Source organism: Curtobacterium sp. ABR8 (genome assembly GCF_057812125.1).
The window spans coordinates 2879960-2895982 of the sequence record NZ_CM173818.1 but is presented as its reverse complement, the minus strand read 5'-3'; the positions used below and the strand labels follow the sequence as shown (position 1 = coordinate 2895982).

The following is a 16023-nucleotide window of genomic DNA, read 5'->3' as shown; positions in this document are numbered from 1 at the left end:
AGGGGACCGGGTGGGGACGGGGACGGGGGAGCTCGCGACCTGGCCGCCTGCGGCGGTCGCGGTCGTGGCAGCGGCGCTGTGCACGGCGGCGTTCACGCTGCTCGCGGCGTTCGTCGGTGGGCTGTGGGCGGTCATCCGGTGGCGGCGGGACGTCGCGCGCGAGCAGCGGGACCGGGCGTGGTCGCGCTTCGTCTGGACCGTTGACCAGACGTGCGCCGACGACATCGGGCGCGCCGAGCTCGGTCGCGCCAGCGCGAAAGCGATGTACGAAATGCAGATTCTTCGCGACGACGACGAGGCGGTGGGCAACATCGTGTTGGAACTCATCACGGGAAGAGAGGCAACGTGGACGAACACGGAGTGACGGAGCGTGATCCGGTGGTCGAGCTCTTGGAGTGTCGAGAGGCCGAGTGGCGAGAACGCATCAGGCGGAAGTACCGGTTCAGACCGAGGAAGGCGCGCCGTGTCATCTGGGAGCACGACGAGATCCGGCGTCGCTTGCGCGAATGGGACGCAGCCCATCACGAACGTGCACGACTCCGCGCTGAGCGCGCGCGATCGGGGCCCGATGCGGCGGTGGGGGCTCCACGGTCAGGGGAGCGAAGCGCGGAGTGACCCAAGGGTCCCGATGAACTCCTCTGCCATGCCCGCCCGCTCGACGAGCTTGGCGTGGCGGGCGCGAGCGTCGTCGAGGTACTCGTCGAGGCGTGCCGCCAGCGCGGGCTCGTCGTCGGGGTCCTTCGCCGCCAGCGCGTCGACGACCCGCAGCAGGTCCGCCATCTCGTCGAGCGTGAACCCGAGCGGCTTCATGCGGCGGATCACGAGCAGCCGGTCCAGGTCCTGCGCGGTGTAGACGCGGAATCCGCCGGTCGTGCGGCCACTCGGCACGAGCAGACCGACCTCGTCGTAGTGGCGGATCGTCCGCAGGGACATGCCGGCGCGGTCCGCCAGCTCGCCGATGTGCATCGTGTCCGGGGCGTCGGTGGTGCTCACGGCGCACAACTCTACCCTCACGTGAGGGTAGAGTTCCCGTCGATGTCCGTGATCACACACGCGCCGGCTGCCCCGAGCGTCCTCACCGCCCTCCGCTCACCCCGCACGCTGACCCGGGAGGTCCTGGCCGGGATCGTCACCGCGCTCGCCCTCATCCCCGAGGCGATCTCGTTCTCGGTCGTCGCCGGTGTCGACCCAGCGGTCGGTCTCTTCTCGAGCGTGATCATCGCGATCGTGATCTCGATCGTGGGCGGGCGCCCGGCGATGGTGTCCGCCGCAGCCGGGTCGGTGGCGCTGGTCATCGCGCCGCTCGTCCGCGAACACGGCATCGAGTACCTCGTGCCCGCGATCGTGCTCGGCGGCGTGTTCCAGCTCGTCCTCGGGTTCCTCGGGGTCGCGCGACTGATGCGCTTCATCCCGCGCAGCGTCAACGTGGCCTTCGTGAACGCGCTGGCGATCCTCATCTTCACCGCGCAGCTGCCCAACCTGCTCGGCGACGACGTCCCGTTCGTCGTCTGGCCGCTGACCGCCCTCGGCATCGCGATCATCGTCGGCTTCCCGTTCCTGACCAAGGCGGTCCCGGCGCCGCTCGTCGCGGTCGTCGTGATCACCGGCATCACCATGCTCTTCAGCGTCGTCGTCCCCACGGTCGGTGACGAGGGTGAACTGCCCACCGCACTGCCGGGGTTCAACGGCATCGTGACGCCGTTCTCGTTCGAGACGCTGCAGATCGTCGCGCCGTACGCGTTCGGCGTCGCGATCGTCGGCCTCATCGAGACCCTGCTGACCGCGCAGCTCGTCGACGCGATCACCGAGACCGGCTCGAGCAAGTGGCGGGAGTCCTGGGGGCAGGGCGTCGCGAACATCGCATCGGCGTTCTTCGGTGGCACGGGTGGCTGCGCGATGATCGGCCAGACGGTCATCAACGTGAAGACCGCGGGCGCGCGGACCCGGATCTCGACCTTCGTCGCGGGTGCGTCCGTGCTCGTGCTGACGATCGTGCTGCACGACCTCGTCGCGCAGATCCCGATGGCCGCCCTCACCGCCGTGATGCTCATGGTGTGCGTGGCGACCTTCGACTGGCACAGCATCCGCCCGCGCACCCTGCGACGGATGCCGCTCGGTGAGACCGCGGTCATGCTGATCACGGTCGTGGTGGTCGTGGTGACCGAGAACCTCGCGACCGGGGTGCTCGTCGGGGTCGTCGTCGCGGCGCTCGTCTTCGCGCGCCGGGCGGCCCACGTCGTGACGGTCGTGCGCGAGCCGGTCGACGAGCGCACCGTGCGCTACCGGGTCCGCGGCGCGTTGTTCTTCGCGTCGTCGAACGACCTCGTCACCCGGTTCTCCTACGCCGAGGACCCGGAGCACGTGGTCATCGACATGTCCGATGCGCACGTCTTCGACGCCTCGACGGTCGCGGCGCTGGACGGCGTCGAGCAACGGTTCGCCAAGCACGGGTCCACGGTCGAGGTCGTGGGACTCAACACCGGTTCGGTGGCCATCCACGGGCGACTGTCGGGCGAACTCGGCTGAGCGCTTCCGCATCCGGTGAATCGGCTGTGGGGCCGGTGAGCACCGACGGGCGACCTACACTGGAACCCATGCCCGCCACCCGACTCCACCTCGTCCGGCACGGTGAGGTGCACAACCCCGACCGCGTCCTGTACGGCCGGCTCCCGGGCTTCGGACTGAGCGACCTCGGCAAGCAGATGGCCCTCGCCTCGGCGACCGCGTGGAAGGACGCCGGTGTCGACGTGCGCCGGATCGTCGCCTCGCCGCTGCAGCGCACGCAGGAGTCCGCGGCGCCGTGGTCGGCCGCGTACGGGCTCGACGTCACGCTGGACGAGCGGCTCATCGAGCCGACGAACCGGTACGAGGGGCAGCCCCCGGGCTTCACGAAGCGTTCGCTCGGCCGCCCGGCGGAGTGGCCCTGGATCGCGAACCCGTTCCGACCGAGCTGGGGCGAGGCGTACGAGTCGATCGCCAACCGCATGCTCGCGGCGATGACCACGGCATGGGAGAGCGTCGACGGCGGCGACGTCGTCCTCGTCAGCCACCAGCTGCCGATCTGGATGGTCCACCGGAAGCTCGCGGGGGAGTCGCTCTGGCACGACCCGCGCAAGCGCCGCTGCGACCTGTCGAGCATCACCACCGTCGAGCGGGTGCCCGCCTCGTCGACCGGTCGGTTCACCGAGGTCGGGTACACGGATCCCGCGCAGGAGCTGCGCGCGACCGCCATCGACGAAGGAGCAGTGTGAGCGTCATCAGCAAGCGGTTCGCGGTCCTCGCAGCGACGGCGGTCGCCGCGGCACTCGTCCTGTCGGGGTGCTCGTCGGACAACGGCGGCCTGGCGAAGCAGTACGGCAACGGCACCACCCAGAACTACATCTCCGGCGACGGCGCGGTGACCGAGGTCAGCGCCGACAAGCGGTCCGACGCCGTCGACTTCGAGGCGAAGGACTCCGACGGTGACACCGTCTCGTCGAAGGACCTCAAGGGCAAGGTCGTCGTCCTGAACTTCTGGTACGCGAGCTGCCCGCCGTGCCGCGCCGAGGCGAAGTACCTCAACGAGGTGCACGCGTCCTACGCCGGTGCCGACGACGTCGCGTTCATCGGCGTCAACGTGCGCGACGAGGCAGCGACCGCGGCTGCCTTCGAGCGCACCTTCGGGGTCGACTACCCGACCGTGCTCGACCAGAAGACCGGCACGATGCAGCTCGCGCTGTCCGGTCAGATCGCTCCGAACGCCGTGCCGGCGACGATCGTCCTCGACACCAAGGGCCGCGTGGCTGCCCGGGTGCTCGGTGCCGTCGACGGCACGAGCATCCTGAAGACCCTGATCAGCGACGAACTCGACGCCGGCAAGGCCTCCTGACCCGTGGCCTCCAACCCCTTCGCCGACGCGATCCTGAGCGGCCAGATGGCCGTTGCGCTGCCCGTGGCGGCGCTCGCGGGGCTCGTCTCGTTCCTGTCGCCGTGCGTGCTCCCGCTCGTGCCCGGCTACCTCGGGTACGTCGGCGGGATCGCCGAGGGCGGGCAGCGCCGGGGTCGGGTCGTGCTCGGGGTGCTCCTGTTCATCCTGGGGTTCACCGCGGTCTTCGTCGCGTACACGACGGTGTTCGGGGCGCTCGGGTTCTGGCTCGTGCGCTGGCGGGACCTCATCACGCAGGTCCTCGGTGTCGTCGTCATCGCGATGGGCCTGGTCTTCGTCGGGCGGTTCACGTTCATGCAGCGCACCATCAAGCCGAGCTGGACGCCCGCGACCGGACTCGTCGGCGCCCCGCTGCTCGGCATCGTGTTCGGCCTCGGGTGGACCCCGTGCCTCGGGCCGACCCTCGCCGCCATCAACCTGCTCAGCGTGCAGTCGGGGAGCGCCTGGCAGGGCATGTGGCTCGGTGTCGCGTACTGCCTGGGTCTGGGCGTCCCGTTCGTCCTGGTCGCCGTCGGGGCCGGCTGGGCTACCGGTGCGATCCGCGCCGTGAAGCGCCACATGCGCACCGTCAACATCATCGGAGGAGCGATCCTGATCGTCATCGGTCTGCTCATGGTCACCGGAATCTGGTCGGCCGTCATGTCGAGTGTCGGGGCGGTGATCCAGAGCTTTGTCCCCGCGATCTGACCCCGAGACCGAAACGACGGGGGCCGACACCGCGTCGGACCCGCAGCGACCGTCCGACCACGTCGACGGCTCCGGCCCCGGCGACCCCGGCATCAACCAGCCGAAGCTCGGGTTCATCGGCACCCTCCGGTTCTTCTGGCGGCAGCTCACGAGCATGCGCACCGCGCTGTTCCTGCTCATGCTGCTCGCCCTCGCGGCGATCCCGGGCTCGCTCGTGCCGCAGCGCACCGCCGACCCGAACGGCGTCGTCCAGTACAAGGCCGACCACGCGACGCTCTACCCGATCCTCGACAAGCTGCAGGTCTTCGACACCTACACCTCGGTGTGGTTCTCGGCGATCTACCTCCTGCTGTTCGTCTCGCTGATCGGCTGCATCGTGCCGCGCACGAAGCACCACTGGCAGGCGCTGCGGACCCGTCCGCCCCGGACCCCCGCGCGCCTGACGCGACTGGCGGGCTTCCGCACCGTGGCGGTGCAGCCCGACGCGATGATCGACGGCACCACCGGGATCGACGCGACCACGGGCCTCCCGTCCACCGAGCACGCCGTGACGCGCGCGATGGCGATCCTGAAGCGCTCCGGGTACCGCGTCGAGCGCTTCGGCGACTCGGTGAGCGCGGAGCGCGGCTACCTGCGCGAGACCGGCAACCTGGTGTTCCACGCGGCGCTCGTCGGCGTCCTGCTGGCCGTCGGCGTCGGCGGCGGGTTCGGGTTCACCGGGCAGCGGCTGCTGGTCGAGGGGCAGACGTTCTCGAACGTCCTCGGCTCCTACGACTCGTTCAACCCCGGTCGCTGGTTCCAGCAGGCCGACCTCAAGGGCTACAACCTGACGCTCGACAAGTTCGTCACGAAGTACGAGGAGCGCAACCTCGACGCCCTCGGCCAGGCGCTCGACTACTCGGCGACCGTCACGAGCAAGGAGAAGGGCGGCGAGTCGAAGACCAGCCGCCTCGGCGTGAACGACCCGCTGCACGTCGGTGGCACCAACGTCTACCTGCTCGGCAACGGCTACGCGATGAACGTCACGGTGCGCGACGGCGAGGGCAACGTGGCGTTCCAGGACGTCGTGCCGTTCCTGCCCGAGGACGCCAACTACACGTCCACCGGCGTCATCAAGGTGCCCGACGCGCTGCCGGACCAGCTCGGCATGGTCGGGTTCTTCTACCCGACGGCGTCGAAGCTCGCCTCCGGTGCGTACACGAGCGCCTACCCGGACACGCAGAACCCGCTGCTGACGCTGCAGGTCTACACCGGCGACCTCGGGCTCGACAGCGGTGTGCCGCAGAGCGTCTACACGCTCGACACCAAGGGTCTGCAGCAGATCGCCGGCCGTCAGTCCGACACGGCGAGCATCGCGCTCGAGCCGGGTCAGACCAAGCAGCTGCCGGACGGCGCCGGGTCGATCACGTTCGACGGCGTCAAGCGCTACGTGTCGCTCGACGTGCACCACGACCCCTCGCAGGCGTGGGTCGCCGGGTTCGCGCTGCTCTCCACGCTCGGGCTGCTGACGTCGCTCTTCGTCCCGCGCCGACGCGTGTGGGTGAAGGTCGTCCCCCGCAAGGGTGCTGAGCACGGCGAGTACGACCTGGAGTACGCCGGTCTCGCCCGCGGCGAGGACCCCAACCTCGAACGGGCCGTCGGGGACATCGCACACCGCCACACGTCGGACCTCGGAGTTAGGATGCCCCAGTGAACGACATGACCACGAACCTCGCGACCTACTCGGTCGTGCTGACGTACTCCGCGATGGCGGTCTACGTCATCGCGTTCATCTCGTTCGCGCTGGACATGGCAAAACGCTCCGGCGAGGTGACGGCAGCGGCGAAGAACACGGGCGCGGACTCGGACGACGCAGCCGCGACCGCCTCGGTGGGTGCGGCCCGTTCGGCGAAGACCGTCGCCACCGTCCGCGGTGGCACCGTCGTGCTCGAACCGGTCGCCGCGCCCCCGGCGAACGCCAGCGGCTCTGCTGGGCGCGGCACGAAGTTCGAACGCGTCGGCATGGCCATGACGATCCTCGCGCTCGTCCTGCACGTCGCATCGGTGGTCCTCCGCGGCATCGCGGCCGACCGTGTGCCGTGGGGCAACATGTTCGAGTTCTCGCTCACCGGCACGGCGTTGATCACGCTCATCTTCCTGCTGGTGCAGTTCTGGCAGAACCTGAAGTTCCTCGGTGTCTTCATCACCGGCCTGACGATCATCCTGCTCGGCATCGCCACGGTGAACTACTGGGTGCCCGTCGTCCCGCTGCAGCCCGCCCTGCAGTCCTACTGGCTGGTCATCCACGTCTTCGTGGCGATCGCCGGCACCGGGTTCTTCGCGCTCGGCGCGGGGCTCGCGGTGGCGCAGCTCGTGCAGACGTACCGCCAGGGCCGCACCGCGTCGGGCAAGCTCCGCTTCATGGCGACCCTGCCGGACGCCGACCGCCTCGAGGTCCTCACCTACCGCGTCCTGCTCGTCGGTTTCGTCCTCTGGACCTTCACCCTGATCGCCGGTGCGGTCTGGGCGGAGCGCGCCTGGGGCCGGTACTGGGGTTGGGACACCAAGGAGGTCTGGACCTTCATCATCTGGGTCGTCTACGCCGGGTACATCCACGCCCGTGCGACGCGCGGCTGGCGCGGTGCGCGGTCGTCGTGGTTGGCGCTCATCGGCTTCGCCGCCGTGATGTTCAACTTCTCGGTCGTGAACGTGTTCTTCAAGGGCCTGCACAGCTACTCGGGTCTGTGAGCGACGTGCGTCGCTGACGCGGCTCTGGTCGCGACCGTGATCGGACAGGAGGCGCGGTGCCAGCTGGCACCGCGCCTCCTGTCGTGCGACGCGATCTACGCGGCGGCGAGCAGGGTGTGCACGCGTTCGAGCCGGGCGAGCCACCACGCCGTGCGCTCCGGCGACGCGGCGTTCCGGTCCAGCAGGTCCGACGACACCGTGGCCCGGCGCACCGGCACCCGGCCCCCGACGGGCAGCAGGGGGTCCGCGGTGACGTCCGACGCGAACATCGCGGCCGTCCCGAGCCCCGCGGCGTACCCCGGGGACATCGCGGCCGCGGCGAGGAACGCGCCCATGCCGAGCCCCACCGAGGTGTCGAGCGCGCTGGAGACCACGCACGGCAACCCGGCCTCGGCGACGACGGCGCGTGCCGCTGTGACGCCGCCGAGCGGTTGGGCCTTGACGACGAGGACGTCGGCCGCCCCGGCCCGTGCGACGGCGAGCGGATCCGCTGCCTTGCGGACGCTCTCGTCCGCGGCGATCCGGATGCCGAGGCCGGCGGTCCGCGACCGCAGTGCCGCCAGTTCGGGCACGGTCCGGCAGGGCTGCTCGGCGTACTGCAGGTCGAAGGGGGCGAGGCGTTCGAGGGCCTCGGCAGCCTGGTCGACGCTCCAGAGACCGTTGGCGTCCACCCGGACGGCCGCCGAGGGGCCCATCACACGGCGGACCTCGGCGACCCGGGCGACGTCGTCGTCGACGGTGGTGCCGGGTTCGGCGACCTTGACCTTGGCGGTGGTGCACCCGGGGTAGCGCGCGAGCAGTGCGGCGACCGCATCGGGCGAGATCGCCGGCACCGTGGCGTTCACGGGCACCGAGTCGGCGGCGGGCTCGTGCTCCGTCCACCCGAAGTCGATCGCGCCGCGGAGCCACGCGGCGGCCTCGGCGTCGTCGTACTCGACGAAGGGCGAGAACTCCGTCCACCCCGAGGGGCCCCGGAGGACGACCGCCTCGCGCGTGGTGATGCCGCGGAACCGCACCCGCATGGGCAGGGCGACCACGTGCGCGTCGGCGGTGAGTTCGGCGAGATCGGGGAGCACGTCCGCCATCCTCCCACCGCACCCAGGGCACCTGCCGGTTCCTCGGAGGGGACCGCCAGGGCAGGGCATTAGCATGCATCGGTCGGCCCCGGTCGGCACAGGTCACGACCCGGATCGAAGCGTCCGGAACGAGGGAGGCGCGGTGGCGCGGGAACCGCAGCAGCACGCGTCGCAGCGCCCCGGTCGCGACACCGACGAGTTCGCCCGGCTCATGCAGCAGGGCACCGTCGATGTGCGGCAGACGACGGCTCGGAAGCGCCGCAGCCCGATCGTCGGCAAGATCGCCCTCGGCCTCGCGGTGGTGTCCGCAGCGGTCGACGCCAGCGCCTTCGCGGTCTTCATGGGCGGCGATTCCGAGTTCGCGTTCGGGATCTGCTTCGTCGTGGTCTTCCTGACCCTCATCGCCGCCGTGCTCGGCTTCGTCGCCGCGGTCGGTGGCCTCGGCCGGTGGTACGGCGCGATCGGTGTCGTGGTGGCGTTCTTCGCCAACCCCGTCATCCTCATCGTGATCCTGGTGTTCGTCGCACCCGAGGTCCTGACCGGCATGGGCGCCTGACCGCAGCGGTACGTTGGGAGCATGGCTGCTCCCGTCTCCGACCTGTTCGACCCCGACGTCTGGACCGCGGCTCCGATCGCGGAGCAGTTCGCGGACATCACCTACCACAAGCACGTCTCGAAGGGCATCGTCCGGGTCGCCTTCGACCGGCCCGAGGTGCGGAACGCGTTCCGTCCGCGCACGGTCGACGAGCTGTACCGCGCACTCGACGACGCCCGCCAGGACCCCCGCGTCGGCGTCGTCCTGCTGACCGGCAACGGCCCGAGCCCGAAGGACGGCGGCTGGGCGTTCTGCTCCGGCGGCGACCAGCGCATCCGCGGGCGCAGCGGCTACCAGTACGTCGGCGACGAGGGAGCCCCGCCCGAGGGGGTCGACCCGGCCGCCGCGCAGGCCTCGATGGGGCGGCTGCACATCCTCGAGGTGCAGCGCCTGATCCGCATGATGCCCAAGGTCGTCATCGCCGTGGTCCCCGGGTGGGCGGCCGGCGGCGGGCACTCGCTGCACGCGATCTGCGACCTGACCATCGCGAGCGCCGAGCACGGCCGGTTCAAGCAGACCGACGCCGACGTCGGGTCGTTCGACGGCGGCTACGGCAGTGCCTACTACGCCAAGCAGATCGGCCAGAAGTTCGCGCGCGAGGTCTTCTTCCTGGCGCAGGAGTACTCGGCGCAGCGCGCGTACGAGATGGGTGCCGTGAACGCCGTCGTCCCGCACGAGGACCTCGAGCGCGAGGCGATCCGCTGGGGTGAGATCGTCCTCGGCAAGTCCCCGACCGCGATCCGGATGCTGAAGTACGCGTTCAACGCCGTCGACGACGGCATGGTCGGCCAGCAGGTCTTCGCGGGCGAGGCGACGCGGCTCGCCTACGGCACCGACGAGGCCGTCGAGGGCCGCGACTCGTTCCTCGAGAAGCGCGCCCCCGAGTGGACGTCGTTCCCGTGGCACTACTGAGCCCGGTGCTCCGCGTGCGTCAGGTGGTCCGCACGCGCCCGGTGGGCGTGGCATGAGCCGTCCGCTGGTCGCGCTCGGCACGTCGGACCCGCTGGCCGTGCTCCGCGGCCTGGAGGCAGCGCTCGCCGGCGGCCCCGCGCTGCTCCCCGTCGCCGAGGGAGCGCCTGCCCTGCCGACCCCGCCACCGGCCGACGTCCGGCAACGGGTCGCCCTGGTGGTCGAGACGAGCGGGTCCACCGGTACCGGCAAGCGCGTGGCGCTCTCGTCCGAGGCACTGCTCGCGGGGGCGGCAGCCGCCGACGCCGCACTCGGAGGCCCCGGTGGCTGGGTCCTCGCGCTGCCCACGCACTACATCGCTGGCCTCAACGTCCTGACCCGCTCGATCGCCGCGGGGACGACGCCGGTCGTCGTGGCACCGGGCCACTTCGACGCGGCGGCGTTCGCGGACGCCGCAGACCGGCTCGTCACCGGCCCTGCCGCCCCACGGCGCTACACGTCCCTGGTCCCCGTGCAGCTCGCCCGCGTGCTCGACGACGGCCGTGCGACCGTTGCGCTGGCCCGGTTCGACGCCGTCCTCGTCGGCGGCCAGGCGACCCCGGCGGCACTGCGCGATCGAGCGGTCGCGGCGGGCGTGCGGATCGTGACGACCTACGGCGCCAGCGAGACGAGCGGTGGCTGCGTGTACGACGGCGTCCCGTTCGGCACCGTCCGCACCGAGGTCGTGGACGGCGAGCTGCAGCTGTCGGGTCCGATGCTCGCCGAGGGGTACCTCGGAGACGACGACCGGACGGCCACGACGTTCGTCGACCGCGACGGTCTGCGCTGGTACCGCACGGGCGACGCCGCCACGGTGTCCGACGGGGTGGTCCGGGTGCTCGGACGTCTCGACGACGTGGTGGTCTCCGGCGGTGAGAAGGTCCGGCTCGGCGCGGTGGAGCGGCTCGTGCGCGACCTGCCCGACCAACACGGGGCGGTCGTCACCCGACGGGCCTCGGGGGAGTGGGGCGAGGTGCCGGTCGTCGTCACCGAGCAGCCGCTCGACCTCGACACCGTCCGGTCCCACGTGGGCGACGCACTCGGCCGTGCGGCACGTCCGGCCGCGGTGGTGGTCGTCGACCGGCTGCCGATGCTCCCGTCCGGCAAGCCCGACCGGCGGGCGATCCAGGACTTGGCGTCCTCGTAGGTCCGCGCGACGGCACCACGACGCGTCGCGGATAGGATCGGTGGTCGTGGCACGAACGAAGAACACGACGCACAAGCAGGGCCGCTCGGGCAACCCGGCGAAGGCCGCGGCCCCGGTCCGCTCGAAGCGCCGGGCGACCGCGCGGGACTGGATCGGTGGGGCACGGCTCCGCACCCTGACGCTGGGCGTCGTCCCCGTGGTGCTCGGCACCACCGTGGGCTTCGTCGACAGTCGCACCACGGGTGACTTCGGTGCGTTCCTGGCGCAGGACGCGCACCTCGCCATCGCGCTGCTCGCCCTCGCGGTGGCCCTGTTCCTGCAGATCGGCGTGAACTACAGCAACGACTACTCCGACGGCGTCCGCGGCACCGACGAGTACCGCGTCGGCCCGGCTCGACTGACGGGTGCCGGCCTCGCGAAGCCCCGGACGGTGCTGACCGTCGCGCTGACGTTCTTCGGGCTGGCAGCGGTCGCGGGGATCGTCATCGTGGTGCTCACCCAGCTGTGGTGGCTGCTGCTCGTGGGCGCCGCCGCCATCGTCGCCGCGTGGTTCTACACCGGCGGCAAGAAGCCGTACGGCTACAACGCGCTCGGTGAGGTCTTCGTCTTCGTGTTCTTCGGCCTCGTCGCCGTGCTCGGCACCCAGTACGTGCTCATCGGCCAGGCCACCGCGAGCGGGTGGGCCGCCGCGGTCGCCGCCGGGTTCTTCGCCTGTGCGGTCTTGATGGTCAACAACATCCGCGACATCGACGAGGACCGTCTGGCCGGCAAGCGCACCCTCGCGGTCGTCGTCGGCCGACCGGTGGCACGGGTGCTGTACGGCCTGTTCCTGATGCTGCCGTACGTCGTGCTGCTCTGGTTCGTCCTGCTCTACTTCCGCACCGGCTTCACGTACTTCTCGCTGCTGCTGGCCCTGCCGGCGCTCGCGATCGGGGTGTCGTCGCGCAAGCCGCGTGAGCTCATCACGGCGTTGCAGCTGTCGTCGTTCGCGTCGCTGGTGTTCGGCGTGGTGCTCGGCATCACGCTCGCCGTCCAGCCGTAGGACTACTCCGCGTCGGTGTCCCGGCGCGCGGCGTGCCGGTCGGCGTCCGACACCGGGCGCACGGTCGGGGTGTCCGCTGCGTCGGTGTCCGCAGCGTCGACGAAGTCGTCCTCGAAGTCGGTGTCCGCGTCGCGCTCCGGGCCCCCGCGGCGGTTGGCGAGGCTCAGGGCGACCGTGGTGCGGAGCTTCGCGAGCGCGATGTAGGACACCAGGAGCCCGACGAGGGCAGCGACGATGGTCGCCCAGTACCAGGGCATCGGCGTCAGGAGCCGGAGGAGCAGGAGCGCCGCCGCGAAGATGCCGAGCCGGGCGAGGGTGTAGAGGAGCCACGCTTTCACCCTGCGAGTCTACGGACGGCCGACCGGCAGGGTCGTCACAGGCTCGCGACCTACACTCCTGGCATGGTCCGCTTGTGGTTGATCGTCGTCGTCGCCGCTGTCGCCTTCACGGTGTACGCGGCCATCGACTGCGCGACGATGCCCCGCGAACGTGTCCGATCCCTCAGGCGCGGTGTCTGGATCCTCCTGGTGATCGTCCTCCCCGTCCTCGGCGGGGTGCTCTGGTTCCTGCTCGGCCGGTCGCCGGCGTCCCCGGGCGCGACCGCCCGGTACCGTGGACCCGAAGACGACCCGGACTTCCTCGGCACCACGCCCGCGCCGGGGGACACCCTCACGGACAAGGACCAGGACGACGCGACCCTCCGAGACCTCGAAGACCAGTTCCACGACCGAGACGACGACGGCCGCACCGATCGCTGACGGCCCCGCGGGATCGGGCAGCCCGGCGACGGACGCGGCCCTGACCCTGCTGCAAGAACTCGTGCGCGCCGGCGTCACCGACGTCGTCGTCAGCCCCGGCTCGCGGTCGCAGGCCCTCGCGCTCGCGGCCGTCGCGCTCGAGCGTGCCGGCGGACTGACCGTGCACGTCCGACTCGACGAGCGCACCGCCGGGTTCTTCGCCCTCGGGCTCGCGGTGGAGTCCGGCCGGCCGGCCGCGGTCGTGACGACCTCGGGCACCGCCGTCGCCAACCTGCACCCCGCGGTCCTCGAAGCGCACCACTCCGGCGTCCCGATGATCGTCCTGAGCGCCGACCGGCCGGACGAACTCCGCGGCATCGGCAGCAACCAGACCACGGTCCAGCCGGGCATGTTCGGCGACGCGGTCGCCTTCGTCCGCGACGTCGAGGCGCCGTCGGCACATGGGGCCGACGCGTCGGTGCGTGCCGCGCTGCGCGACCTCGCCCGCCAGGCCGTCGCCGCGGCCGCCGGGCACACCGGACAGCCCGGACCGGCGCAGCTCAACATCGCGTTCCGCGAACCCCTCTCCGCCGGCCTCGACGCCGAGGACGTGCAGGGCGTCCCCGACGACGAGGTCGACACCGCGTTCGCCACCCGTCGCCGGCACGGGGGCCTGCCCGTGGCGGAGCTGGCGCCGGACGACGAGCCGGGCACGGTCGTCATCGCCGGGCACGACGCCGGTGCGGACGCCGAGCGCATCGCCTGGGAACTCGGGGCGCCCCTGCTCGCCGAGGTCTCCAGCGGCGCACGGTTCGGCCGGAACCTCGTCGTCGCCTACCGCGACCTCCTGCGCGACCCGGACTTCGGCGGGGCGGTCCGCCGCGCCGTCGTGCTCGGCCACCCGACCCTCAGCCGGGAGGTCCCGGCGCTGCTGCAGCGGCAGGGGGTCGAGACGATCGTGGTCCGCGGACCCGCGGCCGATCCCTTCGACCCGGCCCGCGCCTCCCGAGCCGACGCCGCGACCACCTTCGTGTCCGACGTCCGCGTGACCGGCCGCACCCGGCCGGAGCACCGTGCGTGGGTCGGTCGCTGGGTCGGCGCGAGCCGTCAGCTGCTCGGCGACGGCGACGCCGGACCCGACCTCGGCGCCAAGCGGTCCCCGGACCGCGCCGAACGCAACAAGTTCCTGCGCGACGAGGTCGCGCTCCGCCGCCGACCAGTCGACCGCGCGATGCTCGCCGACGCCGTGTGGGGCGTGACGTGGCCGCACGACCGGCTCGTCTTCGGGGCCTCGCAGATCATCCGCGTCGCCGACGGACGGGTGCTCGGCAAGAAGATCCGGGTGCACGCGAACCGCGGGCTCGCTGGCATCGACGGCACCGTGTCGACCGCGTTGGGCATCGCCGCGGCGCTCGAGCAGTCGTCGGCGTCGGTCGGCACCACGCGCGTGCTGCTCGGCGACCTGACCCTGCTGCACGACCTCGGGGCGTTCGTCACCGGCACCGAGGAACGCACGCACCGGGTGCAGGTCGTCGTCGGCAACGACCACGGCGGCGCGATCTTCCGCGGGCTCGAGGTGGCACGCACCACCCCACCGGAGGACATGCGGCGGATGATGTCGACCCCGCAGCACGTCGACGTCGAACAGGTCGTCACCGGCCTCGGCTGGGAGTACCGCCGCGCCGAGACGTGGGGCGACCTCGAACGCGTGCTCACCGACCCGGCCGAGCGGGTCGTCATCGAGGTCCCGCTGGCGGACTGACGCGGCGGGGGCGATGCAGCGCGACCGCGGGGCCGCGTGGCGCCGCGCCGCTCAGGCCAGCGCGTCGGTGACCGGTCGGAACTTCAGTGCGGTCTCGGCGACCTCGCGCGCCGGCTCCGACCCCGCGACGACACCGGCGCCCGCCCAGGCCCGGACGGTGCCGTCGTCGTCGATCCGGGCGCTCCGCAGCGCGAGCATCCACTCGCCGTCGCCCGTGGCACCCATCCAGCCCACCGGACCGGCGTAGCGTCCGCGGTCGACGCCCTCGAGCTCGGCGACGAGCCGGACGGCCACGTCGGTGGGAGTCCCCGCGACCGCGGCGGTCGGGTGCAGGGCGTCGGCGACGTCGAGCGAGGTGGTGTCCGGCGGCAGCGTCGCCTGCACGTCGGTCGCCAGGTGCCACAGGTTCGGCAGCTGCAGTCGGAACGGCTCGGGGTCGGCACGCAGCTCGGTGACGAGCGGGCGGAGCGAGGCGAGCAGGCTGTCGATCGCGAACGCGTGCTCCTCGACGTCCTTCGCGCTGGCGGCGAGGGCCTCGGCGGCTGCACGGTCGGACACCTCGTCGGTCCCGCGTGCGGCGCTGCCGGCCAGCACCCGTGCCGTCAGCCGCGTGCCGTCCGTGCGGGCGAGCGTCTCCGGGGTCGCACCGACCAGGCCGTCGACCGCGAACGTGACGCACTGCGGGTAGGCGGCGGCGAGGTCGAGCAGCACGGCGCGTCGATCGGCTCCCGGCGGCAGCGTGCCGACGAGGTCGCGGGCGAGGACGACCTTCTGCGCGCCCCCGGCGACGATCCGCCGCACGGCCTCGGCGACGTTCGCGGCGTAGGCGGCCTCGTCGATCCGGCCCGGGCGCAGCGTGACGGAGACGTGCGGTCCGACGTGGGGGACCGGCACCGAGGTCCGTGTGAAGGCGAGCGGCTCGGCGCCGACGGTCGTGTCGATCGCCGTGAGCCAGGCCTTCCCGCGCCGACGACCGATGACCACGCGCGGGACGATCAGCACGCTCGCGTCGGCGGAGTCGTCGGCGAAGGCGAAGGAGCCGAACGCCACCAGACCCGACCCGCGCAGCTGCACCGGGTCGTCGACGGTGGCGGCTTCCACGACGGAACGCCACACGGCGGCCGCGTCGCGCATCCGGTCGGGCCCGGTGAACGTGAACCGCAGCGCTTCCCCGATGCCGACGATGCCGTCGCCGTTCCGGACGAAGGCCAGGGGACGGTCGCGGAGGGTGTGGCGGAGGACGGTGCCCGGGTCGTCGAGGATCCGGGTGGAGACCGTCAGAGGAGGCGCCGCCGTGGTGGTTCGGGTCACGGCTCCGATGCTACGCGCGGTCGGTCGGACGCCCGGCCGTCCGCCGGTCGCGCGAGCCGTCGCTGC

17 protein-coding genes are annotated in these 16023 nt (G+C 71.9%); 13 read left to right on the top strand and 4 right to left on the bottom strand.

What is annotated here, in order from left to right; translation table 11 throughout:
- Positions 1-64: 64 nt before the first annotated feature.
- Entirely contained in the window at positions 65-364 is a 300-nt protein-coding gene (locus ACXKZB_RS13690) for a hypothetical protein (protein WP_488823479.1), read from the top strand.
- Positions 365-591: 227 nt separating this feature from the next.
- On the opposite strand, the gene ACXKZB_RS13685 is transcribed toward ACXKZB_RS13690, so the two are convergent.
- Positions 592-966, bottom strand: a complete 375-nt coding sequence (locus ACXKZB_RS13685) for a MerR family transcriptional regulator (RefSeq protein ID WP_111084475.1) — start codon at positions 964-966, stop codon at positions 592-594.
- Between the two features lie 69 nt (positions 967-1035).
- On the opposite strand from ACXKZB_RS13685, the gene ACXKZB_RS13680 reads away from it, so the two are divergent.
- The 6 genes from ACXKZB_RS13680 to ccsB all read left to right on the top strand — a co-directional run bounded on the left by ACXKZB_RS13680 (position 1036) and on the right by ccsB (position 7339).
- Positions 1036-2526, top strand: a complete 1491-nt coding sequence (locus ACXKZB_RS13680) for a SulP family inorganic anion transporter (protein WP_488823478.1) — start codon at positions 1036-1038, stop codon at positions 2524-2526.
- A 68-nt stretch (positions 2527-2594) separates the two neighbouring features.
- On the top strand, positions 2595-3251 hold the full coding sequence (locus ACXKZB_RS13675; protein WP_488823477.1) for a histidine phosphatase family protein: 657 nt from the start codon (positions 2595-2597) through the stop codon (positions 3249-3251).
- Complete coding sequence (locus tag ACXKZB_RS13670) at positions 3248-3868, top strand: TlpA family protein disulfide reductase (protein WP_488823476.1); 621 nt, start codon at positions 3248-3250, stop codon at positions 3866-3868. The genes ACXKZB_RS13675 and ACXKZB_RS13670 overlap by 4 nt, the downstream gene beginning before the upstream one ends.
- Before the next feature lie 45 nt (positions 3869-3913).
- Positions 3914-4612, top strand: coding sequence for a cytochrome c biogenesis CcdA family protein (locus ACXKZB_RS13665; RefSeq protein WP_123314083.1), 699 nt, complete (start codon positions 3914-3916; stop codon positions 4610-4612).
- Entirely contained in the window at positions 4596-6305 is a 1710-nt protein-coding gene (gene resB, locus ACXKZB_RS13660) for a cytochrome c biogenesis protein ResB (RefSeq protein ID WP_488823475.1), read from the top strand. The genes ACXKZB_RS13665 and resB overlap by 17 nt, the downstream gene beginning before the upstream one ends.
- 5 nt (positions 6306-6310) lie before the next feature.
- Positions 6311-7339: a c-type cytochrome biogenesis protein CcsB gene (gene ccsB, locus ACXKZB_RS13655; RefSeq protein WP_456794900.1), complete on the top strand. Its 1029-nt coding sequence runs from the start codon at positions 6311-6313 to the stop codon at positions 7337-7339.
- A gap of 95 nt (positions 7340-7434) precedes the next feature.
- On the opposite strand, the gene ACXKZB_RS13650 is transcribed toward ccsB, so the two are convergent.
- The gene (locus ACXKZB_RS13650) at positions 7435-8424 is read right to left on the bottom strand and encodes an o-succinylbenzoate synthase (protein WP_488823474.1); all 990 of its coding nucleotides are present in this window, start codon (positions 8422-8424) and stop codon (positions 7435-7437) included.
- A gap of 133 nt (positions 8425-8557) precedes the next feature.
- Between ACXKZB_RS13650 and ACXKZB_RS13645 the strand changes: the two genes are divergently transcribed.
- Genes ACXKZB_RS13645 through ACXKZB_RS13630 form a run of 4 tightly spaced genes read left to right on the top strand, consistent with a single transcriptional unit; the run spans position 8558 to position 12147 of the window.
- A complete protein-coding gene (locus ACXKZB_RS13645; protein WP_222658164.1) occupies positions 8558-8971 on the top strand; it encodes a hypothetical protein in 414 nt (137 codons plus the stop codon).
- Between the two features lie 21 nt (positions 8972-8992).
- Positions 8993-9922 carry a 1,4-dihydroxy-2-naphthoyl-CoA synthase gene (locus tag ACXKZB_RS13640; protein ID WP_488823473.1) on the top strand — a complete coding sequence of 310 codons (930 nt, stop codon included), beginning with the start codon at positions 8993-8995 and terminating at the stop codon, positions 9920-9922.
- Between the two features lie 52 nt (positions 9923-9974).
- A complete protein-coding gene (locus ACXKZB_RS13635; RefSeq protein ID WP_488823472.1) occupies positions 9975-11105 on the top strand; it encodes an AMP-binding protein in 1131 nt (376 codons plus the stop codon).
- A gap of 40 nt (positions 11106-11145) precedes the next feature.
- Entirely contained in the window at positions 11146-12147 is a 1002-nt protein-coding gene (locus ACXKZB_RS13630; protein ID WP_340195940.1) for a 1,4-dihydroxy-2-naphthoate polyprenyltransferase, read from the top strand.
- Positions 12148-12149: 2 nt separating this feature from the next.
- Here the strand turns inward: ACXKZB_RS13630 and ACXKZB_RS13625 are convergent, their stop codons facing one another.
- Entirely contained in the window at positions 12150-12485 is a 336-nt protein-coding gene (locus ACXKZB_RS13625; protein ID WP_488823471.1) for a DUF4229 domain-containing protein, read from the bottom strand.
- 63 nt (positions 12486-12548) lie between these two features.
- Between ACXKZB_RS13625 and ACXKZB_RS13620 the strand changes: the two genes are divergently transcribed.
- Both ACXKZB_RS13620 and menD read left to right on the top strand, forming a co-directional pair.
- The gene (locus ACXKZB_RS13620) at positions 12549-12905 is read left to right on the top strand and encodes a PLD nuclease N-terminal domain-containing protein (protein WP_488823470.1); all 357 of its coding nucleotides are present in this window, start codon (positions 12549-12551) and stop codon (positions 12903-12905) included.
- Entirely contained in the window at positions 12898-14646 is a 1749-nt protein-coding gene (menD, locus tag ACXKZB_RS13615; RefSeq protein ID WP_488825902.1) for a 2-succinyl-5-enolpyruvyl-6-hydroxy-3-cyclohexene-1-carboxylic-acid synthase, read from the top strand. Before ACXKZB_RS13620 ends, menD begins: the two co-directional genes overlap by 8 nt.
- A 51-nt stretch (positions 14647-14697) precedes the next feature.
- On the opposite strand, the gene ACXKZB_RS13610 is transcribed toward menD, so the two are convergent.
- Positions 14698-15957, bottom strand: coding sequence for an isochorismate synthase (locus ACXKZB_RS13610; RefSeq protein WP_488823469.1), 1260 nt, complete (start codon positions 15955-15957; stop codon positions 14698-14700).
- Positions 15958-16023: the final 66 nt, after the last annotated feature.